This window comes from Solitalea canadensis DSM 3403 (genome assembly GCF_000242635.2).
GTDB classification, from domain to species: domain Bacteria; phylum Bacteroidota; class Bacteroidia; order Sphingobacteriales; family Sphingobacteriaceae; genus Solitalea; species Solitalea canadensis.
Window position 1 is genome coordinate 2,008,538 of the sequence record NC_017770.1, and the last position, 24,725, is coordinate 2,033,262.

Sequence of the window (24,725 nt, forward strand, 5' to 3'; positions counted from 1 at the left end):
CGCTGGCCTCAGCCATTTCCCTTTCTTACATTTTATCTGTTTTTTCTTTAATAACGTCTGCCTGAGTTTTATGAGCGGTTAATACAGGAATAGTTTTAACTGCAAAATCCTGTATTTCTGTATTATTGGCATTTTTTGATTTCTTCTCAAAAGCATCTATAGCATCATCATGGCATTTAACCATTTCTTTGATGTATTCTTTATCAAATTCTTTACCTGTTACTTTGGCCAAATCGCCATATTTCGATTGTTTCTTTTCACTTAATGCTGTCGGAAGCGTGATATTATTTTTGCTGGCAATCATTGAAATTTGCTCATTAGCCTTTGCATGATCTGATTCAATTTTTTTCGCTAATTCTTTTACCTCAGCAGAGGCCGCATTTTTCTGTGCAAGCTTTGCCGCATCAATTTCAAACATACCATCATTGTAAGCGGTTGTTAGAAAATCAGCATCATCTTTCATTGCGTTGTTACTAATACTATTGTTCATAGTATCAGCTCGTTCTTGGGCGATCTTGTTCGTATCTACATAACCGAGAGAATCAGTTGTATCGTTGGCCTTCTTGTCAGCTCGTTGCTGACAAGCAGAAGTTAAGCATACTGCTACAGCAGCTAAAACCAATAAGTTATTTTTCATATTTGAGAAATTTAGATTACTAATCGTGTTATTTTTCTTCTTTAGCTTCATGAACCGGAACCTTGGCCAGAAAATCATCAAAAGCTGCATTATCATAATTTGAATAGGTTCCATATGCATCTAAAGCATACCCTTTCAGTCCATTATTTGCCTCTATTATGTACAGAATCGAATTATCTGCAGGATCACTCATTCCTTCAAAACGATAAGTTTTAGTGATCAATAAATCATCTGGTTTAAACACCTGATCAGAATTAACTGCTTTAAAACCTTCGTTAGTCATTCTGAACTCATTATCGTTTTTTTCAACCCGAAGCTTTTCCATTATTTCACTTAAGGTTTTCATTTCATGGGGCATATTCATGGTTCAGTGAAGAAAATTGGATTTCTTCAATAGTATAAGTGAAAGGACTGTGCCAACACTTTTTAATTACCGACTTGATGGTAAAAACATTGATTGAATGGCTTTCAAAGGCGTTTTTTTAAACTATACAATACTTAATTGGATATCTAGTTTATGGGGATTGAGTACCCTATAGTGGGTACTACAATTCTTTATAACGCACTTATTTATAGATACATATAGCAATAATCGTTAAAAAAGTGCTTGGCATCATTTTCCTACTATTCAACTTAGCTATAATTAAATGTATTATGAATGAACAACACAAAATGGGTTATGGCGGCAAGGCTGGCATAAATCATCCGGAAATTAACCCTGATCCTCATCATCCGGAAATTCGTCCTGAACAGGAACCATGGAAAAATGATCCAACACATCCTGATCGAAATAATCCGGAAAGAAAAGATCCATCACGGGAAGATCCTAAGTGGAATGAACCAATAGGAGATGATGAAAATGACAAGGAAGAAGAAAATGACGAAGAACAAGACGGAAATGACAACGAAGAACCAAACAAAACTGATATTCAACGAAATGCACATGAAGAATTCATTGATGACGGTTCTCCAAATTTATAAACCTAATACCTAGTAACATGAGAAGCATCTTATATCTAATAGCAGTAATCCTTGTTATAGGATGGCTGCTAGGATTAACAGTATGGCATGCTGGCTATATTATCCATTTATTGTTAATACTTGCGGTAATTTCGTTTCTGTTAACCCTTATTCGATCAAATACAAATGTTTAACGAAAAGAATTATATAAGTAATTGTTGAATAGTCCGGTGGATTTGAAATCTCCGGACTTTTTTTGTTGAGGAGAACTTACAATTATAATGTAAAAAATATTATAAACAATTATAGGGAGATATCAATTAATTTATTTCTTGGTTTCAAAATATTCCTTTGGATATGATCCATAAGACTTTCAGTTGTTAGGTCAACTAAAGTACTGCAGTACCCATATATTGCCATTCAGAATTAATAGCAAATCGAGTAGACGCATTGACATTAGCATCCCATTTTACTTCATTAGTTCGTATGTTTTTAACCCAATCAGTTCCTACCATTAGTAGCAATGGTAAATTATGCACCTCGACAATATACCAAAACCAAGCCCGATTAGCTGGCTTGGTTTTGTTTGCTATAAAGTACAATACACTTTGGTCTTTGAAATACTATTCTTCTTACCCAATTTAGACTGTCTGGATATGGGTAAATATCGAAGTTTAGTTTATACTATAATTTTTTTTTACTGTCCATTATTTAATCTTTAAATGGGGATAGAAACGTTCTTGTATCCATCGTAAACTATCCGGATAAGGTATATCATGCTCTTCAAAATCTAATTGAGCTAACATTAAATTACAATTCTTAGGATTTTCTGGCTCATAAATCACAGGGAAATATCTATGCAAAAAAGAACTTTTAGATGCGAAACCGATAGTTGAAATAGCATCTACATTTGAATACACAGTGTTATTTACTGTAAACTGATAACGCACATTCATTCCTCCTTTATATTCCATAGTTATTTCAGTTATATAAGCTGATGTAATTTGGGTACGTTTATCAGATCTCCTATAGCTAAAAAAGATAATAAGGGCTCCTAAAACAATTATCAACGACCACAATACTCTCTGTACCAGTTGATCTTTCTCAATAAATTTATTCATGACTTTTAAGTGGAAAGTTATATTCATACTTTAAACCTTCCGTTAGTTGTGTTGACCCCCAAGATGGTGCTATAGTTGTTAAATAACCAGAAACAAACGAAGAAAGCTCCGGATTATACTGTTGGAGATTATTCATACCGTAAACGGAGACACTACCACCAATTCCTCCCATAAGCGTTTCAACAGCAAAAAGTTCGGCACTTTTATTTCCAAAAACTAAGGATTGCTTAAATTGATTGCCAATAGAAAAATGAAATGCAGAACCGTATCCAACACCTGTTATTGGCACCTTAAATGTTGCCATGGCTAAAGATTGAGCTATGTTTACATTGTAAAGTCGTTCTTGAAAACTTCCATTTCCCATTACCATTTGCAAACTAGCATCTCCAAAAAAGTTCCCCAGAGTTCCCCAACTTAATTGAGTGAATCCTCCGCCACTAACAGCACCCAAACCATAAACAGCTATTAAACTACCTGTAGCGGTCGCATCCAGCATAGGTTTTAATTCATTAATCTGACCAGTAAATTCTCCCCAATTAAGATTTGTTGAAACTTTAATAAAACACCATTGGCCATTATCACCGAATACTACTAGTTACTATAAAGTACAATACACCTATTTCCCTTTAAAATACTTCTCCTTTACCCATTTTAAGCTATCTGGGTAGGGTATATTATACTCTTTGAAATCATAAGGAGACAACAATAGGCCACTATTATCAGGATGATCTTTTTCATAAATTACTGGAAATTTCTTATTTAGAAAATCACTGTAATTACCTTGACCTATACTATACATTGCTTCTCCTTTATATGCTTTTCCTAAAATATTAAACTCGTAGTATAATATCAGATCTGCTTTATGACTTGTTCCATGGTCGGTAACAATAGCTGAGATTACTTCATTTCTTCGTTCAAACCTCTTATTATTAAAATATACTAAAATTAAAAAAGCTGTTATGATACATCCAATAAATACAAATCGAATAACCACTGGTCGTTTTTCTGATGCATCCATACTTTTATTTTTTATTCTCTCCGTTAAGTTCTGAACGTACAAATTGGAACGTATTGTTTTGCATATTGGCACCATAATTGGTTAAAAATCTAGCTGCAAATTCACTAAATGTTTTTTCAGTAAATGAAACATTATTAATCCATTTATTAGCCCCAAATTCTGCAAATAATGCCCTCCTATAGTTTCACTTGCAAACTTAACATTCGTTTTTTCTCCAAATGCAAATGAATTCTTAAAACCAAATCCAGAACTATACCCCAGCCCTGATCCAACTGTACTTGCTACAAGTGGATTTTTGAAAAGAGCCATCGCCCCTACACTTGTCCAGTTAACCGCATTTATATCTTGCCCATTAAAAGCCATTTGAGCTGTAAAATCAGCAACACCCGAACCTAATCCTGTAAGTAGAGATGAAGTAAATCCTCCGCTTGCTGCGGCTAAGCCATATACTGTTCCAGTTATCCCTGCTGCTGTTGCATCCAGCATGGGTTTTAATTCATTAATCTGACCAGTAAATTCACCCCAATTAAGATTCCGTTGATTATTTATGTAACTCCAATGTCCATTATCGCCTAAAAATACTTGTTTGGTACCGTTAGCCGTATGATAGGTTGTACCTACAGCGCCTATATATTGCCATTCAGAATTAGCTGCAAATCGGGTAGACGCATTGACATTAGCATCCCATTTTACTTCGTTGGTTCGGATGTTTTTAACCCAATCAGTTCCTGCCATTGGTGGCAATGGTAAATTATTCACCTCGATAATATACCAAAACCAAGCCCGATTATAGTGGGCTTGATTTTGTCGCGATAATAGTAAGCTTGATTTTGTTACTATAAAATACAATACACTTATTGCCCTTTGAAATACTTCTCCTTTACCCATTGTAAACTATCAGGATAAGGAATATTATATTCTTTGAAATCTAATGGAGATATAAGCAGTTGGCAATTATTCGGGTTACTTTTCTGATATATAACTGGAAAATATTGATATAACAATTCTTTTCCTTCTGCATATGAAAGTGCTACCCGCAAATCTGAATGCTCTTCTTTTTTTTGCTTCCTGATAAATTCATAGGTAATATCGATATTAAGTTTGTATCCATTACGAACATTGACTATTTGCCCAACAGTAATAACCATATCATCTTTTAAATTATTCTTCTTCCGATGAGAATATAGAAGCATTAAGCTAAACATGAGAACAAGTAACACAAGTGCTATCACTTGATTATTTTTTTTTAGTAAATTATTTATTTCCCCCATTTCTTTGATCATTTTGGTAATTAATTTCTGTTTTTAAATATCCATTACCTAAAAAATATGGCCCAATATTAGAAAGAACTCCTGCTTTGAATTGATAAAAATTACTACCAGGTCCGTTATATTTTAGAATTGAATTACTTCCAGCCTCTCCAAATTTATTAGTTAAGCTGTTTATAGTTGACTCGAAAAGAAAGCTTTCAAAAGCCTTTTCTTTAAACAATGAATTTTCAAATCCTTTTTCTAAAGTAAATTCACCTCCTGAAGCTAAAATTCCACCTGTTAATGGACTTTTTAGAAAAATAGCGGCTCCCATGCTTGTCCAATTAACTTTATAAATATCTCCTTTGTTATAAAACATTTGTATTGAAAAATCTGCGAAGCCACTTCCTGCCGATGTGTAAGTAAATCCAAGACCTCCAGTTGCGCCAGAGGCATAAGCAGCTAAACCATAAACAGCGATTAAACTACCGGTAGCGGTCGCATCCAGCATTGGTTTTAATTCATTAACTTGACTTGTAAACTCCCTCCAATTTAAATTACGTTGACTATTTAAATAATCCCAGTGCCCGTTATCACCTAATATTACTTGTCGGGTACCATTAGCAGTAAAATAAGTCGTGCCTGCCTTCCCGAAGTATTGCCATTCAGAATTAATAGCAAATCGAGTAGACGCATTGACATTAGCATCCCATTTTACTTCATTAGTTCGTATGTTTTTAACCCAATCAGTTCCTACCATTAGTAGCAATGGTAAATTATGCACCTCGATAACCAAACAATGACTGGCTAAATGCTTTTGGCCGTATAAGACTTCCACTTTATTTTTACTCCGAGGAGTTAAGCGTAGCGTCTCCTCGGAAAACATCCGTCCGAACACCTATAACAGCGGAGTGCAGTTGAAAGTCTCGTTTAGGCTAAAACTTTCAACAACATGGGGGCAACGGATGGATTTAACAAAGCTACAACGAGTGGCTTTGTTATACCTATTATTTCATAAAATACTTTTTTTCTATCCATTTTAGACTGTCAGGATATGGAATATTGTATCTCTCGAAATTAGAAGGAGTTAATAATAGACCACTATTTTCTGGTTTGTTCTTTTCATATATGACAGAGAACGATTTACCTTGAAAATCAGAGTAATTTCTGGATGGTATTTTTGTATAAGGCCCCGCAGCTCCCTTATATATCTTATTTCCTACTCTAAATTCATAATCTAAAGTTAGCTCGCCTTTGTATGAATTTCCAGAACTAATAATTATAGCTTGACATATTTCTGTTCTATGCCTAAATCGATCTTCATTTTTAACAACCATAGTTATAAAAGCTCCTATTATTATTGCGATTCCTATTAATTGCAGAATAATAGATCTTTTCTCTTTGGCGGCTTTAAAAGTAGTCTCTGATGGCAGTTCAACTTGGCTTAACCAATGGTTGCCTAACGCTCCGAAGGCAGCCCCACCAACACTTTCGGCTGCAAATACACTTCCAGATTTGTTTCCAAGAAGTGAGTTATCTAATCCTTCTGAAAAACTATATTGCATTCCAGAGGCAACCATATTAGCCGTTAGCGGACTTTTAAAAAGTGCCATTGAGCCTACACTTGTCCAATTAACTTTATTTATATCGCCTCCATTAAAAAACATTTGAACTCCAAAGTCTGCCGCGCCTGCTCCTAAGGATGAAGCACTTAGTCCTACACCTCCACTTGCCACAGCAGCCATGCCGTACGTAGTAACAGTTATACCTGTAGCGGTCGCATCCAGCATTGGTTTTAATTCATTTACCTGGCTTGTAAACTCTCTCCAGTTAAAGTTCCGTTGATTATTTATGTAATTCCAATGTCCATTATCTCCCAAAAGTACTTGTTTGGTACCGTTAGCCGTATGATAGGTTGTACCTACAGCGCCCATATATTGCCATTCAGAATTAGCCGCAAACCTGGTAGACGCATTTATATTAGCATCCCACTTTACTTCGTTGGTTCGGATGTTTTTAATCCAATCATTTCCTACCATTCCATCCTGATCAAGGAATCTTAATGGGTTATTAAAAACGAATGTATATGGTGAATACTTTCTCATCTTCTCAGCCAGTGGATCAACAACATTCCATCTACCTAACACCGGATTATATTGTCTTGCTCCGTGGTCGTACCATCCAGTTTCAGTTTGTATTTCTTTGCCATTGTAAAGGTACTTATTAGTTGCATTAAATGACTTACCCGGCATTTGCATTCCAAAAGCATAATAACTATCTTCCTGTAATACTGCTCCTGCTTCATTGATAGTAACCCTAATGTTGCCTAAATGGTCTTTCAGATCATAGTGATAATAATATGGATTGGTTTCTCCGTTCCAGTTAGCCCTGCCTTCTTCGGTAGCGATAAACTTGATTGTTGTGGTGCTGCCAACTGTTTGTAATTGTAATCCATCTATATAATCGTCAATGGTTGTTCCAACGGTTTTACGTAGTTTTCTGCCTAAAGCATCGTACAAGTAATTAATTGTCGTTGTTCCCTTTACTATTGTTTGCGGCAGGTTCAGGTGATTGTAAATGATATTGATGGTAATACCTGCATTTTTATCGGTCAGCATATTCCCGTTGGCATCATATGAATATTCTCCAGTCTGCTGGATACTTCCAATTTCATTAAAACCCAATGTCTTATTGGTGGAAGCAGACTTTTCGTCCACACGGTCCAGCTGGTTACTTAGATTTGGAACTTTGTACGTATACACGAGCGAGTCAATCAGGTCATTGTTACTCATGCGACTCAGTTTTAGGATGTTTCCCATTAGATCATAGTCATCGATCCGCTCCTCATAATTGCCTCCCTCCAAACTTTTGGCTTTCAGTAAACGATTTAACTTATCATAACTGAATCCATATTCCATTGTAGGCGCACTGAACCTTGTACCTCTCCAAACCATATTTGAAATATTACCGTTAAATTGCGGTACAGAACCATTATCGTACTTAAGCTCTAAAGCAAATTTATCTGCTTTATCGGCCGAGGTTGCCGAAATTTGAGCAGGATCATTAATCTTTTTCAACCAACCTTGACTTGTATATTGATAATCCACTACCTGTGAGTAGGAAACACCTTTGTCAATAGAATGCAACTTTTTAGCTGTAAGTTGACCTAGTTCATTGTAAGCATAATCAATCAGGATAACAGGTTGCGCTGTAGCATTTACTGTTCCGTTAATTACCTTATGCAATACACGCTTTTTACGATCCATATGATCATACTGGTACCAATATAAAAAGGTTTGAGCATTTATTCCTTTGCCATTCGTATGTACACGCTTAACAACCAATGGTTGCCCTGTAAAACTGTACTTAGTATTGATCAAATCCTTACCCCCTATATAGTTTTGCTTGTGTTGTTGGATAAGTCTGCCTTCCTTATCATAATAGTTCACAGTCCACAAATAATTAGCTGTACCATCCAGTACTTTTATTTTGCTTGCAGTCAGTAAACCATTGGACATGCAGCCTTGAACATTGAGTGTATCGGCCACGTAATTATAACCAGTGGGTGCTGCGAACGTGTAGTCATCATAATAATTGACCATAAATATCTCCACTGAAGTAGCAGAAGTGTTAGGGTAAGTTCGGGTGGTATAGCCCAATGTACTGGCATCCCGGTCTTCCCATAATGCTACAGTTTGATTGTTGACACTGGTTTGCACAGCTTGGCGAGTCTGGCCATCATTGTTTGCCAATCCGGCCATGATCACTCTACCCATTGCATCGTACTTGTTAAAGCTCCATTGCTTCTTTGCCCGTTGAACGGAATCCTGTGTAAAAACTACCTGATCCAGCTTATTGTAAATAATGTATTCCCAACCTTTACCTGGCAGTTTCTTTTCTATCACTCGCTGACTAGCAACTTTTTTATGCAAACTACATTTCACATTAACTAATAACTATTCGTATAAATCATTTTAATGTTCAATTTGTATCTTTTTAAAGTGTTTCTGTTTATTCATTATTTCGCAATAAGGAGATATTAAAAAAGCCGCCCTTTTCTTAAAGGCGGCTTAATCCAATCAGCGCTTTCCAAGGAAGTTTTATGACATGGACGGTTTCTACTGAAACAAAGATCACATTACAAGTACATTTTTTCTATTCGAAAAAACATATTACTACCCAATTTGTATAAAGGTGATATTCTTATGAAAAAGTTTAATTCTTTATTTAATTATTTAGATGCCAATTGTCAAGGTTTATCCTAATGACTGGTAAATTCTAATCAACTAAAGCATGAAGACAAAGTTAATGGAGCCAAAAATTGGAGGGGTGATGGAAAAACACAAAGATTTTTTTAGGAAGTTAGAACTGATAGTCCATAACAAATCAGTAGTAGATTCGGAAAGTTAGATTCAAATCTGCCATATTATACAAATAGAAATTAAAAGAGAGGAAAACAAATTATTAAAATCTTTAATAGTCCGATGTAACTAAATTCTCCGGACTATTTTATTTTAAGAAAGATCACACCTGCAACTTCTTCATAATAGCTGCAATATTTACCGTAGAAGAATAAATATCTGCCCAAGGATTTTTTCGTTTGGTTAATAATGACGGAACGTTTTTAATCGTATAATCCTCCATTTTAAGTTCTTTAGTTACTTCATCCCATGATAATGGCCAGGAAACAGTTGCACCTGGTTTAGGGCGTAAACTATAGGCAGCAGCAATGGTTTGCCCCTTACGATTTTGAAGGAAATCGATATACACTTTTTTTTGTCGTTTTTGCGGACTCCGCTCAATACTAGAAATGGATGGAATTAGCTCATGCGCCTTACCTGCCAGCCATTCTGCAAACAGTTTTACACTGTCATAGTGATACTTAGCACCGGTATATATATAAATATGAATTCCTGTGGAACCTGAAGTTTTCGGGTAGGATGGTATTGATAAGGAATCCAAAAGCTCTTTAATTGTTAATGCGACTTCAATAACACTTTCAAAACCAATCTGTTCCGGATCGAGATCCAATACCAAAAAATCAGGCTTTTCAATTCCAGGATACCTTGATAGCCATGGGTTTATTTCGATGCAACCTAAATTAGCCATGTACAACAATGTTTTTTTGTCATTGCATACTAAATAATCAATGTCTTTATCATTACTCTCAGAGTGTATTGAAACAGTTTTTAGCCAATTGTAGGATTTAGTTTCAATGTCTTTCTGAAAGAAGCTTGGCGCATTGATGCCATTAGGATGGCGATGTAAACTTAATGGGCGATCTTTAAGATAGGGGAGAATATAATCAGCTATAGTATCATAATAATCAACAACATCACCTTTGGTAATACCATTATCCGGAAAATAAACCTTGTTTCGATTCGTGATAGTTACTTTATTACCATTAGCCTTAATTTCATAATTATCTTCCGCTGGTTTCATATCTGTAACAGTTTTGTCTTCTCTTAAAGCTTTAAAAACAGGATGCCTAAGTTTTCCGTCCTCCGTACGCTCCGAGTATTTGACCGTACAAACTAATTCTGGTTTCAGCCAATGTATTTTAGTATCATTGGTAATTTTTGTTGTGAATGGAGATTTAGTTATTTCATAATCCTTCAGTGTAGCATAAATCTCCTGATCGCGCAACTCATCTAAGCCTGTTCCACATTTTCCGGAAAAGGTCAGGTTCCCGTTTTTATTTTCACCCAATAAAAAAGCACCAATAAGACCTTTTTTCCCGCGAGGTTCAGTATATCCACCAATTATAAACTCATCTTCCTGGTTCACCTTTAGTTTGATCCATTCCTTAGTCCGGTAACCCGGGTGGTAAATGCTATCGGCTTTTTTAGCCATAATGCCTTCACTGTTGTTCTTCCGGGCCTCTTCTAAAAGCTTATTCCCGTTACCCGATTCATAGGGTGTGAAAATGATATAGGGTGAGTCAATCGACTTAACAAGCGCCTCCAAAATCTTTTTACGATCAGTCAAGGGCATTTCAAGCAATGAATGTTCATCAAGTTGCAGCAGGTCAAACACATAATAATGAACTTTCCCTACGGGATTTTTGCCAAAGAGTTGTAATGCATTAAAACTTGGCTTACCATCATCATTCAACTTTACAACTTCTCCGTCCAAAACGCATGCCCGGTCGAGTTTTTTTAAGATCTCCGCCACGTTTTCGTATTTTGACGTATAGTCTAATTGATTCCTAGTAAATAATTTACTGTTATGGTAACCATCTGTAATGGCAACTATTCTATAGCCATCTAACTTAGGTTCAAATATCCAATCATCACCTTTTACCATATCAGACCCAAGTGTGGCCATCATGGGGGTAATTGGTTTTATTGTAGTATGGGTTCTAACGGACTTTTTTTTTGTTGCTGTTTGCTCCGAAGTGATGTTCTTTTTATTTTTAATTTTTGCAGCTACAAAGTCTTCGCTGTCGTAATCCTTATTTACAGCATATTTATCTTTATGCTTTATTAACAACCACGCATTTTCCTCATCCGACTTAATCTTTACGATGGCAAATTCTCCTTTGAGTCGTTTCCCCATCAGGATAATCTTCAGATTGCCACTTTTAAGTTCTGCGAGTAACCCCTTTTCGGGATCTTTATAGTCTGCAATTGGAATATAATACCCTTCATCCCAGATGTGTACATTTCCGGCTCCATAATTCCCTTTAGGGATTTCTCCCTCAAAGTCTTTATAATCCAAGGGATGATCTTCTACCATCATGGCCAATCGCTTATCCTGTGGATTTAAGGAAGGGCCTTTAGGAACAGCCCAACTTTTTAGCACACCCTTCATTTGCAAGCGAAAATCATAATGCAACCGGGAAGCATGGTGACGCTGTACAACAAAAGCTAATTTTTTGCCCGTAACATCTCCACCCACTGGTTCTTTGGTTTGTGAGAAGTTGCGCTTATCAATATACTCCTTAAGTTTGGGCATGATTTACGATACTTTCTTTTTAACAGAAAGACTCTTGATCAGTTGTTGAGTCAGATCATCCGTTTTAGTAGCCTCCACTTTAATTTTACGAATACTCGGACGTTTACCGCTTGCTTTGGCTTTAATAATTTTCATTAGCGCAGCAGTATAGGAGTTTTGAAAGCTTTTAATATCAAAAGGAGAGGTGTATTCCTTGATAAGCGCCATAGCCATTTCCATTTCCTTTTTACCTAAGTCCGCTTGCTCGAAATTAAGTTCACCTACTGAGCGAATTTCTTCTGGAAACCTAATCTTTTGAACCGATAATACATCTGCCATTGGTCTTATCAGGCATAAATTCTCGCTCGTCCGCAACACGAAACGACCTAAACCAGCTTTTCCAGTTTTCTCAAGCGCCTTATAAAGCATCCAATAGGCCTTTATGCCCCCTTTGTCCGGTTCAATATAATAGGAATTTTCGTAGTAAATTGGGTCAACGCTTTTCAGTTCTACAAAATTTTCAATATCGATCATTTTATTTTTTTCCGGAGCAGCATCTTCAAAATCGGCATCTTCCAGAATCACATAATCGTCTTTGATCATATAACCCTTCACGATATTGGCCCATTCAACCTCTTTACCACTATGCTCATTTATCCGCTTAAAACGGATAGGAGCGTGGTCTTTACGATCGAGCATATCCAAATCAAGACTACTTGATTGGGTAGCACTAAAAAGCTTGATAGGAATGTTTACTAATCCAAATCCTATACTTCCTTTCCATATCGCTCTCATAGTTTATTTGTATTAACTTTTCAGGAAGGAAAAACTGTTTTTCAACCCTTTAAAAGGTTGTTTCATCACTAACATCTTTCATCTTGGATGTGATCGTACTTGTAATATCGTCAAATCCGCCTTTAACGTTATTTACAAGATCATTACCAGTTTTTTTTAGCCTTTCAGTCATACGTTTTCTTAGCTCTGATCCTTTTTCAGGGGCAGTGAAAGCACCTATTGCAGCTCCTACGGCAAGTCCGGCGAAGAAGGCTGCTACTGTTTTGAAATTATCCATAGTATTAATTGTTTATTTATTGATAATGAAATAGTTGTGCCATTTACTAAAGTTAAGCAGAAATCAGTTGGATTGTTTATTCCCGAATAAAAAAACTTTTTTGATTTCTCGAAATGGGGATTAACCTATACGATAGACCTTTTTTGGGTATTAAGGGGATATCCTTCCAACAATTACCCATTTACAATTTCTCCACCATTGGGGTGTAAAATTTGACCTGTCATGTACGAGTTTTCATCACTAGCGAGAAACAAATAACATGGGGCCACCTCTTCTGGTTCACCGGCCCGTTTTAGCGGTACATCAGAACCAAACTCACTAACTTCTTTTTTCGTGAAACTTGCCGGAATTAATGGTGTCCAGATAGGGCCGGGAGCAACCCCATTAACCCGAATTTTTCTATCAGCTAAAGCAGCTGAAAGCGACCTAATAAAAGCAACAATTGCACCTTTTGTAGATGCATAATCTATTAAATGAGCACTCCCTCTATAAGCCGTAACTGATGTTGTACAGATGATTGAAGAGCCTTCTTTCAAATAATTGAGCGCTTCCGAGCTCAGATAAAAATGGGAGAATATATTGGTTTTAAAAGTTTCTTCCAGTTGAGATGAAGAAATAAGTTCAGGTTTTTTTTGTGGATACTGAACCGCAGCATTATTAATCAATACATCTAACCTGCCAAACTTTTTAACTGCTTGCTTGATAGACGATTTACAGAACCTTTCATCAGCTATATTTCCCTTAATTAACAAGCATTTGACACCGCATTCTTCAACCAGAACTCTTGTTGCTTCAGCATCCGATGTTTCATTAAGATAAGAAATGGCAATGTTAGATCCGTGTTTAGCAAATAATACTGCTACTGCACGACCAATACCACTATCACCTCCTGAAATATAAGTTACCTTACCGATTAGCTTTTGCTCCATTTGTGGGCTTCCCTCAGATTGAGGTTGGGGAATCATTTTCGATTCTATGCCAGGTTGCTTCTTTTGTGCCTGAGGTGGACGCTGAGCCCTTTTAGGATTTGATTTTTGCATAAGTGTTTAGGTAAATTGAAAAGAGATTAATATTTGCCCAATTAACCCCAAACATTATTGATGTACATTCTTGTGTAGTAATTGTTTTATTGTATCATGCCCTTCCATTATTCGTTGTTGTTGATATCTAATCAATATATCGGCTGAAACATCCATGATAAAATCATTACTTTCATTTACTCTTTCATACGCTTCCAAAGCAACACTTTCTCCATAATCACAATCTTTCAAAATAGAATGATCGCTACCACCTGAAAAGACAGATTTTATATCCATCCAGGTACGGTAAAACTTTCCGGCTATGCTGGTGCTTTCAAAAGGCTTTCCGTGTATTCTGAGGATCTGATCCGATAATTCATTTATATTTTGGGAACTATCCAACGATAATCGTTCAAAGATTGTCCTAAGCTCCATATTTTTAGTAAGCTCCATAGCTTTTTGATAACCTACAAAACGGTCTCTGTTGATTTTCACCAGATCATTTAATGCAGATACAATAACAGTTTTATTGGTGTTATCCATAATTGAAACAGCGTTAATTAATTAATTAATAAACAGGAAAATATCATGCCTGTTTTTATAGTTATGGCAAGCAATTTGAATTCTATATAATGAAACCAAAAATTCAAGTCATGGCAAAATATTCAAAGAAAAGTCAGGAAAAGGTTAAAGAGAACATGGAAGAAATGAAAGAGGGTAAGCTTAAAACCGGAACAGGTAAAAAAGTTACCAGTCGAAAACAAGCCATTGCAATCGGACTATCTGAAGCACGTAAAGAAGGAGCCAAAGTACCAAAACAGAAGGAATCTTCAGATGCGAAGAAAAGCACTAGCAAAAAAAATTCTTGATTTATGGATACAATTTTGAAGCTATTTGGAGAAGGTGAAAATTTAAGTGCACTACAAATGTCTGTTCGTGCTTGTTTCACCTTCTTTATATCCTTACTGCTGGTTAGGCTAGGGGGAGTTAGAATGTTCGGTAAAAAATCTTCGTTGGATATTATTGTGTTTATTATGTTGGGTGCAATTTTATCCAGAGGTATTGTAGGTGCATCCCCTTATTTACCTACAGTTTGTGCCGCAACAAGCATCGTGCTCCTGCATAGGATACTTGGATTTATTTCGGTAAAAAACCGGAGGTTTCAAAACCTGATTTCGGGTAAAAAGGTGATTTTATATGATAACGGCGAGCTACAATGGGATAACCTCAAAAAAACATCCATTAGCAAATCTGATATCTTAAAAAGCCTACGGCTGGAAACGCATCAGGATTCTCTTGAAAAAATAAGTACCGCATTTCTCGAAAATAATGGACGTATCAGTTTCATTATTAAAGATGTAGATACTGAATATTAAAGAGTTGGATCAACCACTGTTTGTTTGCCCATTCTTTTTAATTCTTCCTTCCTGAATTTATTCTTAAATGATTTGACAATTCGCTTGCGTGTATCCCTTAGCTGAACCTTAAAGTATTTGAATTGCTCTTTACTTATTTTTGATACCACAAATACGCCAATTGTAGCGCCTACTGCAATCCCTGCAAATAGTGTCATTATGCTTTTTGTATCTTTCATAACAATTGAATTGTTTACAGATGATAAAGGAAATATAATGCCAAATGAATTTACCAATTACCTGAATATTAAATAGTTAAACTGTAGATAATTATCCTCAAAACTTCATAGCGATTCACATTATTTACTCAAACAACCGAAATTATCCATCTAAAAACGGTTCGGCATAAATCTTTCAATAGTTAAACGGTATCAAAACTAAAAATCATGAAATCGCTATATATCCTCTTCATTTTATTGCTTTTAGCATCTTGTAAGCAAGCTGATAAACGCGATACAACCAAAGAGCAAGCAGATGCTTTAAATGACGTAAGTTTTAAAGCCGATGATCTGCAGGCAAATGCTAATTTTATTGTTAAGATCTATGAACAGGGACTGTTTGAAATGAAAAGTGCTCAGTTAGCAGATTCTGTTTCGCATTCAATTGAAATCAAATCACTCGCTAAAATTGTTTCTGATGACTACGGAACGATAAAAGGACGTTTAACCGATATAGCTTCGTTAAACAAAATCATTCTGCCAGATTCGCTCGGCGTTGAAAAACGAATTAATTATAATAACCTGCTATCAACCAAATCATTTGATAAAGATTATATCAGACAGGTGATGAAAGGAAATGAAGAAACGTTAGCTCAATTTGAATCTATGAAAACGGCGACTACAGATACCAATATCGTTAACATGATCAATGAAATGACACCGATACTGAATGAGCACATGAAGCGAGCGGCTGTATTACTTAAATAGTATCGAAAAAAGGGATTTAAATTTCTCATGACTTAAATCCCTTTTCTTCTATTAAATATTAATAACCCGTTGGGCGAGTTAAAATAATTCAAAAAAAGCCTAATAATGCAATAAACACAGTTCGATAAATTATTTTCTTCCGCCGCTTTCAGCGGGACTCACTTTTTTTCTTCAGCAAAAAAAAGTAAGCAAAAAATGCCGTCGCTGCGTACAGTTCTTTGGCAGTTAGTGCGAGTATTTAAATCACTTCTCCCGAACTGTACGAGGCGATTTTGGCTTATATGATAATTTATGCTTTAATTCACAAATGTGAAATCAAATCGTTCAACGCGTTATTAATAGTCTAATTATAACCCGGATTTTGAGTCAGACGATTATTGCTTAATCTGCGCTGACTGTTAGGAATAGGGAAGAGCTCATTCTTGCCATCTACAAAGCTCTTTCCTTGAGCCCTTAAGAGCGGTCCGGCTATACCAAGTCTTACGATATCAAAGAAACGGTCATGCTCCATTGCCAATTCTAAACGGCGTTCTTTATAAACATCATCCAATGTAACAACGGTAAGTGGGGTCAATTTAGCACGTTCTCGAATTCGGTTGATATCTGTTAATGCTTCTCCGGCACTTCCGGCATGCAAAGATGCTTCGGCGTGCATTAAAAGTACTTCTGCAAACCGCATTACCCTAAGATTTTTTGGTAAACGATCATTGTTACCACAAAATGCCTCAAGCGTACGGCTGTGGTAAGCTTTATAGTTATACCGTTTATTTTCAACTGAATCCTGACTTGGGATTCTGAAGCCATCCCATAAGCGAGTTCCTGTTGGTGTAATGAAGATAATGGTAGCATTTTTCCTTACATCATCTGCTTCGTATGCATTTACCAAATCTTCTGTAGGTTCAACAAATCCAAATCCAAGGTCCTGCCAGCCACCTTTTCCACCCTGACGAGGTCCCTGACAATTTGAATAAAGATTGATAGCTCCGTCGCATTTGGTGTTTCTACCTGTTTGTACTTCAAAAATGGACTCGATGTTATTATTACCACCATCTCCATTAATCGCATTCTGACGCCAGATTAATTCATAATTACTTACAAGGTCATAAGCACCAGATGCTCCTGAAATTACTGTCTGTGTTAGTTCAATTACTTTAGTCCAGTTTTGTTGGTATAAATATACTTTAGCAAGCATCGATTGTGCTGCTCCCTTTGTTGCTTTACCAGGTTCTGTTGCACCTTTAAGCGGTAAATTATCTGCGGCAAATGTGAGGTCTTCAATAATTAAACTATAAATATCATCTACAGAAGCACGAGTCTGGAATTCGTCATTATTAGCTTCTTCAGGTTTAGGAACTATGGTAATTTTGGGAACACCACCAAAGAAACGAACAAGGTTGAAGTAAAAATACCCACGTAAAAAACGAACTTCACCAATCAATCGATTTTTAGTAGCATCATCTAAAGGACTTAAAGGTAACTTACTCAGCGCCTGATTGGCTCTTGAAATAGCCAGGTAATAACCACTCCATATTCTGTCCACGCAAAAATTATCTGCATTTAGGGTAAAATTATCTACATCTAATGAAGGGCCGAAATCACCAGGTGTACTGCCTTTATTTGCATCATCCGAAGCAATTGTTGTTAACACCACGTACTGAAATCCATGTACATCAGGATCAAAACCACCTAGCCACATGGTATTATAAACTCCATTTACAAGGTCAAAGGCAGCGTTGGGGTTATTTTTAATTTCCTCTTCCGAAATTTGCCCCTGCGGAGGAATATCCATAAAATCTTTGCAGGAGGTTGGCAGTAATACCATCGTTAAAATGCTTAGGCCAACACTAATAATAAATTTATTTTGAATGAGCGTTTTCATGATCTTAAAGTTTAAAAAGTAAGGTTAACACCAAATGTGAATGTACGTGTAGTTGGATAAGCATTTAGCTCAATTCCTGGAGCCAAAGTTGCATCCGCATTAGGCGTTTGTGTTGTTGCTGCAACACTCGCCGGATTAACCAGTTCTGGTGTAAAGCCACTGTATGCTTTAAGTGTTAAGAGATTTTGTGAAGAGATATAAAACCTTAGTGTTTCAATCTTAATACGTTCAAGCGTTTTTTTAGGCAAGGTATAGCCTAACGTAATGTTGTTGATCCGAAAGAAATCACCTGACTCAACAAAATAGGTGGAAGCTGGAAGAATGTCTCTGGAAGCTCTTGGAACCCCTGTATTTGTACGATCGGAACGCCAATAGCTATTGGCTACATCCGATTCAATATTATCAGTAGCATTTACCCTTGCGCCTTTTTTACCATTATAAATCTGATTACCAAAGTTTCCATAACAATCTATGCTAAAATCAAAATCTTTATAAGTAAAACCTCCTGTTAATCCGAAATACATTTTAGGTTGATAAGAACCCACATATACGCGGTCGTCATCATTAATCTGTCCATCTCCTGAAAAGTCTTTGTATCTCAAATCGCCTACTTTAGCGCTTTTTTGTGCTGACGCATCAATTTCAGCTTGCGACTGGAAAATGCCGTCGGTTTGTAACACAAAGAAACTTCCTATGGGTTGACCGTTATCAGATTTAGTAGTAAAACTTTGCTGCCCAACCGTACCGGCAACCAAAGCCTGACCTTGGTTCAGACCAACAATCTCATTGTGATTAAATGTAGCATTGAACCCAATATTGTATTTAAAATTCTCATTTGATCGATGAGACCAGTTAATCGTAAATTCCCAGCCACGGTTTACAAACGAAGCTGCATTTGTGAGATATACGCCATCTGCATCACCTAAAATGGCCGGTAGATTAACTCTTACCAAGGCGTCTTTTGTCTTCTTGTTGTAATAATCAATTGTACCAGAGAGTTGACCTTGAATTGCTGAAAAGTCCAGTCCGATATCGTATTCTTCTGTTATTTCCCATTTAAGATTTTCGTCCACAATTTGTGTAATAGCAGTACCTCTAACAGGTTGTGTAGCAAAGAAATAAGGAATACCGGTATCAGCAATTGAAGTAGCCGAGTTTGGAGGCACCTGGTCATTACCAACACGTCCCCAGCTGGCACGTAATTTTAGCAAATCAAAGGTGGTTTGTTTTTTAAGAAAATTCTCTTCCGAAAGAATCCAGCCAAATCCGAAAGAAGGGAAGAACCCCCAGCGATTTGCTGATGGAAAGCGGGAAGTTCCGTCGGCTCGGAAAGTAGCGGTGAATAAATAACGGTTCATCAGATCATAATTAACCCGACCTATAAACGAAGTTCTTGACCATTTTTCACCACCTCCATCATTTATAGCTGTTTCGGGATCTCCAGTATTGCTTAGATACCATTGATCTTTTGTTGAAGGAATGTCTTTCTTCGATCCGTAATTGTTATCGTTTGTATATTTTTCGGTAGTTACACCACCTAATACCTTTAAGGTAGCGTTATCAAATTTATGATTGTAAGTAACTGTATTATCCCATACCCAGCGAAAAGTATTATCGTTTCTGATCTCCAATAAACTGCGGTCATTTCGTTGGTTTCCTCCGGCTGTTATGAAAGTTGCTTCGGTATTAAAAAACTGGTACTGATAGATTCGCCGTTTATTATTAAAGAAATCGCCACCAAATGCCGAACGTACTTGAAGGGAAGTAATGGGTGAATACTCCAAATACAGATTACCCTGAACCCGATTTTCAGTTAATTTATTGTCATTGTTTTCAATATCCAAAATTGGGTTTCCGACATTTCCAAAAGCAGAAGTATTTCCATACTTGCCATCCACTTTTGATTCAATAATAGGTGCGGCCCTGTAAGAGTCATTATATGCACCAGTAAGGTTAACATCACGTGTTTGTCCGGTGCTGAATGATAGTTGATTACCTAGTTTTACCTTGCTACTTAAGATAAAATCGGTATTGGAACGAAGTGTAAAGCGTTCATATTTATTCTCCAGTACAATGCCCTCATCGGTTAAATAGCTTCCGCTAAAGAAGTAATTAACTTTTTCACTACCCCCTGAAACTGAGATATTATGATTTTGTTGAAAACCCTTTCTTAGTATTTCATCGTACCATTCTGTCGAAGCTTGATTTCCAGGAAGGGCAATTTGTTCATTAGGAGGTAATCCGGCATTTATATCACCAATATAGGTAGCATATTGTGGCCCACTAGCCATAGTAACCAAATTAGCAACCTGCCTGAAACCGACATTACCATCATAAGTAACCCTAAGATCTTTCCCAACAGAACCTTTCTTAGTCGTGATCAATACAACACCGTTGGCGGCTCTCATCCCATAGATTGCAGTGGAAGAAGCATCTTTTAAAATATCCATCGAAACAATATCAGCTGAATTGATATTTCGGATATCTGAAGTAATTACTCCGTCTACCACATATAATGGATCAGCCCCAGCAAGCATAGTACCTGTTCCTCTAATCCTTACCACAGGTTGTGTTCCGGGCGCACCGGAACTTATAATCTGCACCCCGGCTAATTTTCCTTGCGCAGCTTGTGTAGCCGTAAGTACTGGTTGTTTGGTTAGTTCAGCTCCTTTAATACTTCCGGTTGAACCCGTTATATCAATTTTGCGTTGAGTACCATAACCAATTACGATTACTTCTTCCAGCGCCTTTGAAACCTGAACTAATACAATATTAATTGTTGTCCGATTATCTACATTAACTTCTTGAGTTTCATATCCCACATAGTTAAAAACCAGTATTCCATTAGCTGGAACTGAAAGTGAATAGTTCCCATCCGGATCTGTCATGGCTCCTGTAGAAGTACCTTTTAATGAAACGCTCACTCCGATAAGTCCTTCGTTATCGGCAGACGACGTAACTTTACCCTTTACAGTAATTTTTTCCTGAGCAAAGCCATTGATGGCTGATAAAAATAAAAGGGTAAAAAGAAGAAATTGAGAGCATAAACTTCTTTTCATAACACAAAGGTTTATAGGTTTATTATTAAAAAACCGGATAACTTTGTAAGCAGAACAAGAAGAAATCCGGATCCGTATTCAATTGGCAAACTGAGTTTCGCATTGGATTTATCTTTAATTTACGATTTTTAATTTATTAACTGTCAAGTATTTAAGTTAATAAAACAAGGGTTTTAAAGATTTGAATTAAAAGTAATTTTATTGCCTCGTTGTTTATTAGGCATTTAAACTGGGAGTTTAGGTATCTTTGTCGCTTTATTAAACACTTGTAATAAATGCTTACACATCACGTATTATTTTGGTTAAAAGCCGATACCACAGAAGAGCAAAAGAAAGCTTTTCGTGGTGGATTAGAATCGTTAAAAGGTGTTGAAACGATTAAATCGTTTTTCATCGGAACCCCGGCTCCTATAGAGAGAGCTGTTGTTGATACTACTTATACCTTCTCGTTGTTATTGTTATTTGATGATTTGGCGGCTCATGATGTTTATCAGGTAGATCCAATTCACAAGGCATTCCTTGACGAGTTCAGAGTTTTATTTGAAAAGGTCGTTATTTACGATGCTGAATAATTAATAGGAAAGAAGGTCGTTTTGGCCTTCTTTCTTATTTAATGTTAAGCGTTTAAACTATCAGGGATAGGAAAATCACTTACATTACCAAGTTGTGATAGTTTTGTTCCAAGCATTTTAAATGAGTTTGGAGAAGCGGATGTTCCTTTGCAGCCTTTTGCATTATTCATCTGTAGCATATAAGAGCTGCTGCTGCCCATCATATAAACCGCAAAACACTGACCTTGACCAGCTGAGGGACTATTAGTGCTTTTAAAATTATTACTTTGAATAATTACATTATCACAATTATTAATAGCTAAACCGGCCCTTAAATAATCATACTGGGAACTACTACTAAAACTACTTGCTCCGTTATTTGTAATTATACAACCCTGAACCATTACATTATCATTATTCAAACAGTATATTCCGGTTTGAAAGTTTCTGTCGGCCCTTACATTTATTAGTTCTACTTCTTCGAAGTCTTGTATCCAAAATCCTGTGTTAGTAGAAGCTTCTATTTGTGAATCTCTTATAAGTATTCTCGAATCAGCTGTAAGTTTATTGTAGATACGGAAACTGGTACCTCTAACAATTAAATCTGTAATGGATACATTCCTTGTATACACATTAAACATACAAATCATCCCTTTATCGCCTGTATCTACAGAAATAGTAAGCCCATTGATATTTACGGCGCCTACATTGTCTTTTATTCTGAATGCGTAACCGGATTGGCCAGAGTCCATTTTACAAACAATTGAGCAATTATTGATGGATATACTTGCCAGCGTTGTAATTTGATCAGTAATGATTCCAGAAAATTGAACTGTACCTAAACTTTGTATATTACAATTTTCGAAAATAAATACTCCCCATGAATAATCAGTGGTGGTTATGTGAATGCATTGAATGGCAGATGCTCCCCGGTAATAAATTTCGCAGTTACTTACTTTATTATAATATCCGCAACTCTCAAAGCCTCCGATTATAGTAGCACCGTCAACCTGAATATTCCATGCATTCCCATGTCCATCTACTGACCCCACTCTTTCCAGATTAGCATATAATCCACCATTAATCTGATAATCAACCGGGTAATTTCCCGTACCGGAAACAGCATGCCGACCTCCAATAATGTAACTATCGATAACTGCCACTTGCGACAAATCTGTTATTACAATACCATAACACGTTCTATTTGAATCATCTTGTTCACTTAGGTAAGAGTAGTAAATATTCGCAGAACATCTTGCGAGAGTATATTGAAGATAAATGGCTGCGTTAGCAAAATAATAGTAATTTCCGGCAACATCTACATTGGCTTTTATAAATTTGAAACAGTATATCCAATTATCTACTGAGGTCTTAAAGGTAAGTGCTGGACTTATTTTAAAAGGTGGAACATTAGTTGACACATCCACTTTTGCAGCGTTAATAGTTTGTCGAATAGTCTCAAATACCGTTACCAGTCCATTGGCACTATTATAATCAAACACTACAAAACGTTGTCCTTTATAGTAATAAGCTCTATCCGGATTTCCGTTAGCTTCTTGTGACGTTACATAGAGAAAATCTCCAATTTTTATATTTTTCCCACTACCTACATTAAATGAAGTTTCTCCTTTCGTAAGTTTTGCACTGCTATTTATGGTCGTTGAAGTGCCTGTTACTGCAAAAATTGTTTTTAATTTGTTTTGGTCAACCTTTGAACAATCAATAGTAGCATATCCGATAAATTCAGGAATGCCCGTAATATCCGTATCAGAGGTAGGGGTAAATACATAGGTTTTACCCCCGGTAAAGTAGAGTGGCTGCTTAATTTTCTTTGCCAAAGCGATGGCATCTACTATAGCTTTGGTATCATCTGTTTTGCCATCCCCTTTAGCACCGAATGTTTCCGGGAATACACCATAAATTGAAGTAGATGGTTTTGGGTCATCAACTGCTACTTGAGACGCTGGTGGAGCTGCAGGAGGAGTAGGTAACCCTAAATCACTTAATATTTTATTTAATTCGTTGGGAGTAAGGTTTCCGTTGTTCATAATAGTTGTTTTTAGATAATAAAAAAATGAACAGTATTAACAATGCTCTTGAATACAAATGCATTTAGTTTAAAAACAATATATGACAGAGAAATAATGCGGAAGGTAGTCCGCAACAGAGACTATTACCATAAATATACTCAGTATTGTACTAAAATCAAAAAAAATGAAAAGACTTGAATTGTATTAGCAATAGCCAAAATGGCTTTTTTTAAAGCTATTTTACCTATTTTTACCCGCATTTAATACCTATCATCTTTTCATGAACAATCAGAAATTATTTATGTTATTATTGGGTTGTAAGCCCAAAGGCCGTTATACAGAACAGCACGATGTATTTTTTGGAGTTGCTGCTTCAATCAAAGAGTTGATTCCTCAAATCAAAGAATTTTGGCCCGAAGCTGATGAAAAGATTCATATCGATGCATGGAGGGAAGTTAGTAATGTTGATAAGAATTCGATAAAATTGGTGCCTAAAAATGAAGATAATAGCTATTCCAACTTAAAGCTTTTCTTTATCAATCTGGGCGGATATAAGCAAAATGAGTTTGATGAGTTCCACTACAAAATGTTAACAGTCGCAGCTTCAAAAGGAGAAGCGATACAAAAGGCAAAGCAAACTGCTTTTTTTAAACATACGCAGTTTGAAGGAGCTAACGCTCATATCGACGATAAGTATGGAATTGATGTAGATGATATGTTTGATATCGAAGACATACTTCCGGAAGATGTCAAACAGCATTACCGTCTTTCAATCTCAATTGCCGAAAATACGATAGAAGATGAAATTCGTTTAGGATATTTTAAGTTAAGTGTGATTGCTGCTGAATAGTA

26 protein-coding genes are annotated in these 24,725 nt (G+C 36.3%); 7 read left to right on the forward strand and 19 right to left on the reverse strand.

The window, feature by feature from the left end; all coding sequences use genetic code 11:
• Nucleotides 1-25 precede the first annotated feature (25 nt).
• Together SOLCA_RS08105 and SOLCA_RS08110 are read right to left on the reverse strand one after the other, a co-directional pair.
• Nucleotides 26-637, reverse strand: coding sequence for a DUF4142 domain-containing protein (locus tag SOLCA_RS08105; protein ID WP_014679955.1), 612 nt, complete (start codon nt 635-637; stop codon nt 26-28).
• A gap of 28 nt (nt 638-665) precedes the next feature.
• Nucleotides 666-983 (reverse strand): hypothetical protein, encoded by a 318-nt coding sequence (locus SOLCA_RS08110; protein WP_245536765.1) that lies wholly within the window; start codon nt 981-983, stop codon nt 666-668.
• A 308-nt stretch (nt 984-1,291) separates the two neighbouring features.
• On the opposite strand from SOLCA_RS08110, the gene SOLCA_RS08115 reads away from it, so the two are divergent.
• Both SOLCA_RS08115 and SOLCA_RS23120 read left to right on the forward strand, forming a co-directional pair.
• Nucleotides 1,292-1,618, forward strand: a complete 327-nt coding sequence (locus SOLCA_RS08115; protein WP_014679957.1) for a hypothetical protein — start codon at nt 1,292-1,294, stop codon at nt 1,616-1,618.
• Between the two features lie 17 nt (nt 1,619-1,635).
• On the forward strand, nt 1,636-1,791 hold the full coding sequence (locus SOLCA_RS23120) for a lmo0937 family membrane protein (RefSeq protein ID WP_014679958.1): 156 nt from the start codon (nt 1,636-1,638) through the stop codon (nt 1,789-1,791).
• A 195-nt stretch (nt 1,792-1,986) separates the two neighbouring features.
• Here SOLCA_RS23120 and SOLCA_RS23330 read toward each other — a convergent pair whose 3' ends face one another.
• The 13 genes from SOLCA_RS23330 to SOLCA_RS08175 form a co-directional block, all read right to left on the reverse strand.
• Nucleotides 1,987-2,199, reverse strand: a complete 213-nt coding sequence (locus SOLCA_RS23330) for a hypothetical protein (protein ID WP_169313282.1) — start codon at nt 2,197-2,199, stop codon at nt 1,987-1,989.
• Nucleotides 2,200-2,304: 105 nt separating this feature from the next.
• A complete protein-coding gene (locus tag SOLCA_RS08120) occupies nt 2,305-2,718 on the reverse strand; it encodes a hypothetical protein (RefSeq protein WP_014679959.1) in 414 nt (137 codons plus the stop codon).
• Nucleotides 2,711-3,214: a hypothetical protein gene (locus tag SOLCA_RS08125; protein WP_014679960.1), complete on the reverse strand. Its 504-nt coding sequence runs from the start codon at nt 3,212-3,214 to the stop codon at nt 2,711-2,713. The genes SOLCA_RS08120 and SOLCA_RS08125 overlap by 8 nt, the downstream gene beginning before the upstream one ends.
• 120 nt (nt 3,215-3,334) lie before the next feature.
• A complete protein-coding gene (locus tag SOLCA_RS08130; RefSeq protein WP_014679961.1) occupies nt 3,335-3,736 on the reverse strand; it encodes a hypothetical protein in 402 nt (133 codons plus the stop codon).
• A gap of 81 nt (nt 3,737-3,817) precedes the next feature.
• A complete protein-coding gene (locus SOLCA_RS08135; RefSeq protein WP_169313283.1) occupies nt 3,818-4,495 on the reverse strand; it encodes a hypothetical protein in 678 nt (225 codons plus the stop codon).
• 95 nt (nt 4,496-4,590) lie between these two features.
• On the reverse strand, nt 4,591-5,019 hold the full coding sequence (locus SOLCA_RS08140) for a hypothetical protein (RefSeq protein ID WP_014679963.1): 429 nt from the start codon (nt 5,017-5,019) through the stop codon (nt 4,591-4,593).
• Nucleotides 4,991-5,824 (reverse strand): hypothetical protein, encoded by an 834-nt coding sequence (locus tag SOLCA_RS08145; protein WP_157604538.1) that lies wholly within the window; start codon nt 5,822-5,824, stop codon nt 4,991-4,993. Before SOLCA_RS08145 ends, SOLCA_RS08140 begins: the two co-directional genes overlap by 29 nt.
• Nucleotides 5,825-5,993: 169 nt before the next feature.
• On the reverse strand, nt 5,994-8,918 hold the full coding sequence (locus SOLCA_RS08150; RefSeq protein ID WP_014679965.1) for an RHS repeat domain-containing protein: 2,925 nt from the start codon (nt 8,916-8,918) through the stop codon (nt 5,994-5,996).
• Between the two features lie 592 nt (nt 8,919-9,510).
• Nucleotides 9,511-11,943: a DNA ligase D gene (gene ligD / locus SOLCA_RS08155; protein ID WP_014679966.1), complete on the reverse strand. Its 2,433-nt coding sequence runs from the start codon at nt 11,941-11,943 to the stop codon at nt 9,511-9,513.
• Between the two features lie 3 nt (nt 11,944-11,946).
• Nucleotides 11,947-12,717 (reverse strand): non-homologous end joining protein Ku, encoded by a 771-nt coding sequence (gene ku, locus SOLCA_RS08160; RefSeq protein ID WP_014679967.1) that lies wholly within the window; start codon nt 12,715-12,717, stop codon nt 11,947-11,949.
• 49 nt (nt 12,718-12,766) lie between these two features.
• Nucleotides 12,767-12,994: a YtxH domain-containing protein gene (locus SOLCA_RS08165; RefSeq protein ID WP_014679968.1), complete on the reverse strand. Its 228-nt coding sequence runs from the start codon at nt 12,992-12,994 to the stop codon at nt 12,767-12,769.
• A gap of 173 nt (nt 12,995-13,167) precedes the next feature.
• Nucleotides 13,168-14,034, reverse strand: coding sequence for an SDR family oxidoreductase (locus SOLCA_RS08170; RefSeq protein ID WP_014679969.1), 867 nt, complete (start codon nt 14,032-14,034; stop codon nt 13,168-13,170).
• A 54-nt stretch (nt 14,035-14,088) separates the two neighbouring features.
• Nucleotides 14,089-14,556: a ferritin-like domain-containing protein gene (locus SOLCA_RS08175; RefSeq protein ID WP_014679970.1), complete on the reverse strand. Its 468-nt coding sequence runs from the start codon at nt 14,554-14,556 to the stop codon at nt 14,089-14,091.
• Between the two features lie 110 nt (nt 14,557-14,666).
• On the opposite strand from SOLCA_RS08175, the gene SOLCA_RS08180 reads away from it, so the two are divergent.
• Both SOLCA_RS08180 and SOLCA_RS08185 read left to right on the forward strand, forming a co-directional pair.
• Nucleotides 14,667-14,882: a DUF6496 domain-containing protein gene (locus tag SOLCA_RS08180; RefSeq protein WP_042480964.1), complete on the forward strand. Its 216-nt coding sequence runs from the start codon at nt 14,667-14,669 to the stop codon at nt 14,880-14,882.
• A gap of 3 nt (nt 14,883-14,885) precedes the next feature.
• Complete coding sequence (locus SOLCA_RS08185; protein WP_014679972.1) at nt 14,886-15,389, forward strand: DUF421 domain-containing protein; 504 nt, start codon at nt 14,886-14,888, stop codon at nt 15,387-15,389.
• On the opposite strand, the gene SOLCA_RS08190 is transcribed toward SOLCA_RS08185, so the two are convergent.
• A complete protein-coding gene (locus tag SOLCA_RS08190; protein ID WP_042479550.1) occupies nt 15,386-15,607 on the reverse strand; it encodes a hypothetical protein in 222 nt (73 codons plus the stop codon). The two genes, SOLCA_RS08185 and SOLCA_RS08190, sit on opposite strands and share 4 nt — an antisense overlap.
• Before the next feature lie 207 nt (nt 15,608-15,814).
• On the opposite strand from SOLCA_RS08190, the gene SOLCA_RS08195 reads away from it, so the two are divergent.
• The gene (locus SOLCA_RS08195) at nt 15,815-16,354 is read left to right on the forward strand and encodes a DUF4142 domain-containing protein (protein ID WP_014679974.1); all 540 of its coding nucleotides are present in this window, start codon (nt 15,815-15,817) and stop codon (nt 16,352-16,354) included.
• Between the two features lie 343 nt (nt 16,355-16,697).
• Here the strand turns inward: SOLCA_RS08195 and SOLCA_RS08200 are convergent, their stop codons facing one another.
• Nucleotides 16,698-18,233: a RagB/SusD family nutrient uptake outer membrane protein gene (locus SOLCA_RS08200; RefSeq protein ID WP_014679975.1), complete on the reverse strand. Its 1,536-nt coding sequence runs from the start codon at nt 18,231-18,233 to the stop codon at nt 16,698-16,700.
• 11 nt (nt 18,234-18,244) lie between these two features.
• Nucleotides 18,245-21,292: a SusC/RagA family TonB-linked outer membrane protein gene (locus tag SOLCA_RS08205; RefSeq protein ID WP_014679976.1), complete on the reverse strand. Its 3,048-nt coding sequence runs from the start codon at nt 21,290-21,292 to the stop codon at nt 18,245-18,247.
• A 275-nt stretch (nt 21,293-21,567) separates the two neighbouring features.
• On the opposite strand from SOLCA_RS08205, the gene SOLCA_RS08210 reads away from it, so the two are divergent.
• Nucleotides 21,568-21,864 (forward strand): Dabb family protein, encoded by a 297-nt coding sequence (locus SOLCA_RS08210; RefSeq protein WP_014679977.1) that lies wholly within the window; start codon nt 21,568-21,570, stop codon nt 21,862-21,864.
• 44 nt (nt 21,865-21,908) lie between these two features.
• Here the strand turns inward: SOLCA_RS08210 and SOLCA_RS08215 are convergent, their stop codons facing one another.
• Nucleotides 21,909-23,891 carry a right-handed parallel beta-helix repeat-containing protein gene (locus tag SOLCA_RS08215; protein WP_014679978.1) on the reverse strand — a complete coding sequence of 661 codons (1,983 nt, stop codon included), beginning with the start codon at nt 23,889-23,891 and terminating at the stop codon, nt 21,909-21,911.
• A 262-nt stretch (nt 23,892-24,153) separates the two neighbouring features.
• Between SOLCA_RS08215 and SOLCA_RS08220 the strand changes: the two genes are divergently transcribed.
• Nucleotides 24,154-24,723, forward strand: coding sequence for a DUF1543 domain-containing protein (locus SOLCA_RS08220; RefSeq protein WP_014679979.1), 570 nt, complete (start codon nt 24,154-24,156; stop codon nt 24,721-24,723).
• Nucleotides 24,724-24,725 lie beyond the last annotated feature (2 nt).

What these genes read in the sequence shown, in the direction of transcription:
- SOLCA_RS08105 (WP_014679955.1), bottom strand. Translation starts at nt 637, where the DNA reads ATGAAAAATAACTTATTGGTTTTAGCTGCTGTAGCAGTATGCTTAACT.
- SOLCA_RS08110 (WP_245536765.1), bottom strand. Translation starts at nt 983, where the DNA reads ATGAAAACCTTAAGTGAAATAATGGAAAAGCTTCGGGTTGAAAAAAAC.
- SOLCA_RS08115 (WP_014679957.1), top strand. Translation starts at nt 1,292, where the DNA reads ATGAATGAACAACACAAAATGGGTTATGGCGGCAAGGCTGGCATAAAT.
- SOLCA_RS23120 (WP_014679958.1), top strand. Translation starts at nt 1,636, where the DNA reads ATGAGAAGCATCTTATATCTAATAGCAGTAATCCTTGTTATAGGATGG.
- SOLCA_RS08120 (WP_014679959.1), bottom strand. Translation starts at nt 2,718, where the DNA reads ATGAATAAATTTATTGAGAAAGATCAACTGGTACAGAGAGTATTGTGG.
- SOLCA_RS08125 (WP_014679960.1), bottom strand. Translation starts at nt 3,214, where the DNA reads ATGCTGGATGCGACCGCTACAGGTAGTTTAATAGCTGTTTATGGTTTG.
- SOLCA_RS08130 (WP_014679961.1), bottom strand. Translation starts at nt 3,736, where the DNA reads ATGGATGCATCAGAAAAACGACCAGTGGTTATTCGATTTGTATTTATT.
- SOLCA_RS08140 (WP_014679963.1), bottom strand. Translation starts at nt 5,019, where the DNA reads ATGATCAAAGAAATGGGGGAAATAAATAATTTACTAAAAAAAAATAAT.
- ligD (WP_014679966.1), bottom strand. Translation starts at nt 11,943, where the DNA reads ATGCCCAAACTTAAGGAGTATATTGATAAGCGCAACTTCTCACAAACC.
- ku (WP_014679967.1), bottom strand. Translation starts at nt 12,717, where the DNA reads ATGAGAGCGATATGGAAAGGAAGTATAGGATTTGGATTAGTAAACATT.
- SOLCA_RS08165 (WP_014679968.1), bottom strand. Translation starts at nt 12,994, where the DNA reads ATGGATAATTTCAAAACAGTAGCAGCCTTCTTCGCCGGACTTGCCGTA.
- SOLCA_RS08170 (WP_014679969.1), bottom strand. Translation starts at nt 14,034, where the DNA reads ATGCAAAAATCAAATCCTAAAAGGGCTCAGCGTCCACCTCAGGCACAA.
- SOLCA_RS08175 (WP_014679970.1), bottom strand. Translation starts at nt 14,556, where the DNA reads ATGGATAACACCAATAAAACTGTTATTGTATCTGCATTAAATGATCTG.
- SOLCA_RS08180 (WP_042480964.1), top strand. Translation starts at nt 14,667, where the DNA reads ATGGCAAAATATTCAAAGAAAAGTCAGGAAAAGGTTAAAGAGAACATG.
- SOLCA_RS08185 (WP_014679972.1), top strand. Translation starts at nt 14,886, where the DNA reads ATGGATACAATTTTGAAGCTATTTGGAGAAGGTGAAAATTTAAGTGCA.
- SOLCA_RS08190 (WP_042479550.1), bottom strand. Translation starts at nt 15,607, where the DNA reads ATGAAAGATACAAAAAGCATAATGACACTATTTGCAGGGATTGCAGTA.
- SOLCA_RS08195 (WP_014679974.1), top strand. Translation starts at nt 15,815, where the DNA reads ATGAAATCGCTATATATCCTCTTCATTTTATTGCTTTTAGCATCTTGT.
- SOLCA_RS08200 (WP_014679975.1), bottom strand. Translation starts at nt 18,233, where the DNA reads ATGAAAACGCTCATTCAAAATAAATTTATTATTAGTGTTGGCCTAAGC.
- SOLCA_RS08205 (WP_014679976.1), bottom strand. Translation starts at nt 21,292, where the DNA reads ATGAAAAGAAGTTTATGCTCTCAATTTCTTCTTTTTACCCTTTTATTT.
- SOLCA_RS08210 (WP_014679977.1), top strand. Translation starts at nt 21,568, where the DNA reads ATGCTTACACATCACGTATTATTTTGGTTAAAAGCCGATACCACAGAA.
- SOLCA_RS08215 (WP_014679978.1), bottom strand. Translation starts at nt 23,891, where the DNA reads ATGAACAACGGAAACCTTACTCCCAACGAATTAAATAAAATATTAAGT.
- SOLCA_RS08220 (WP_014679979.1), top strand. Translation starts at nt 24,154, where the DNA reads ATGAACAATCAGAAATTATTTATGTTATTATTGGGTTGTAAGCCCAAA.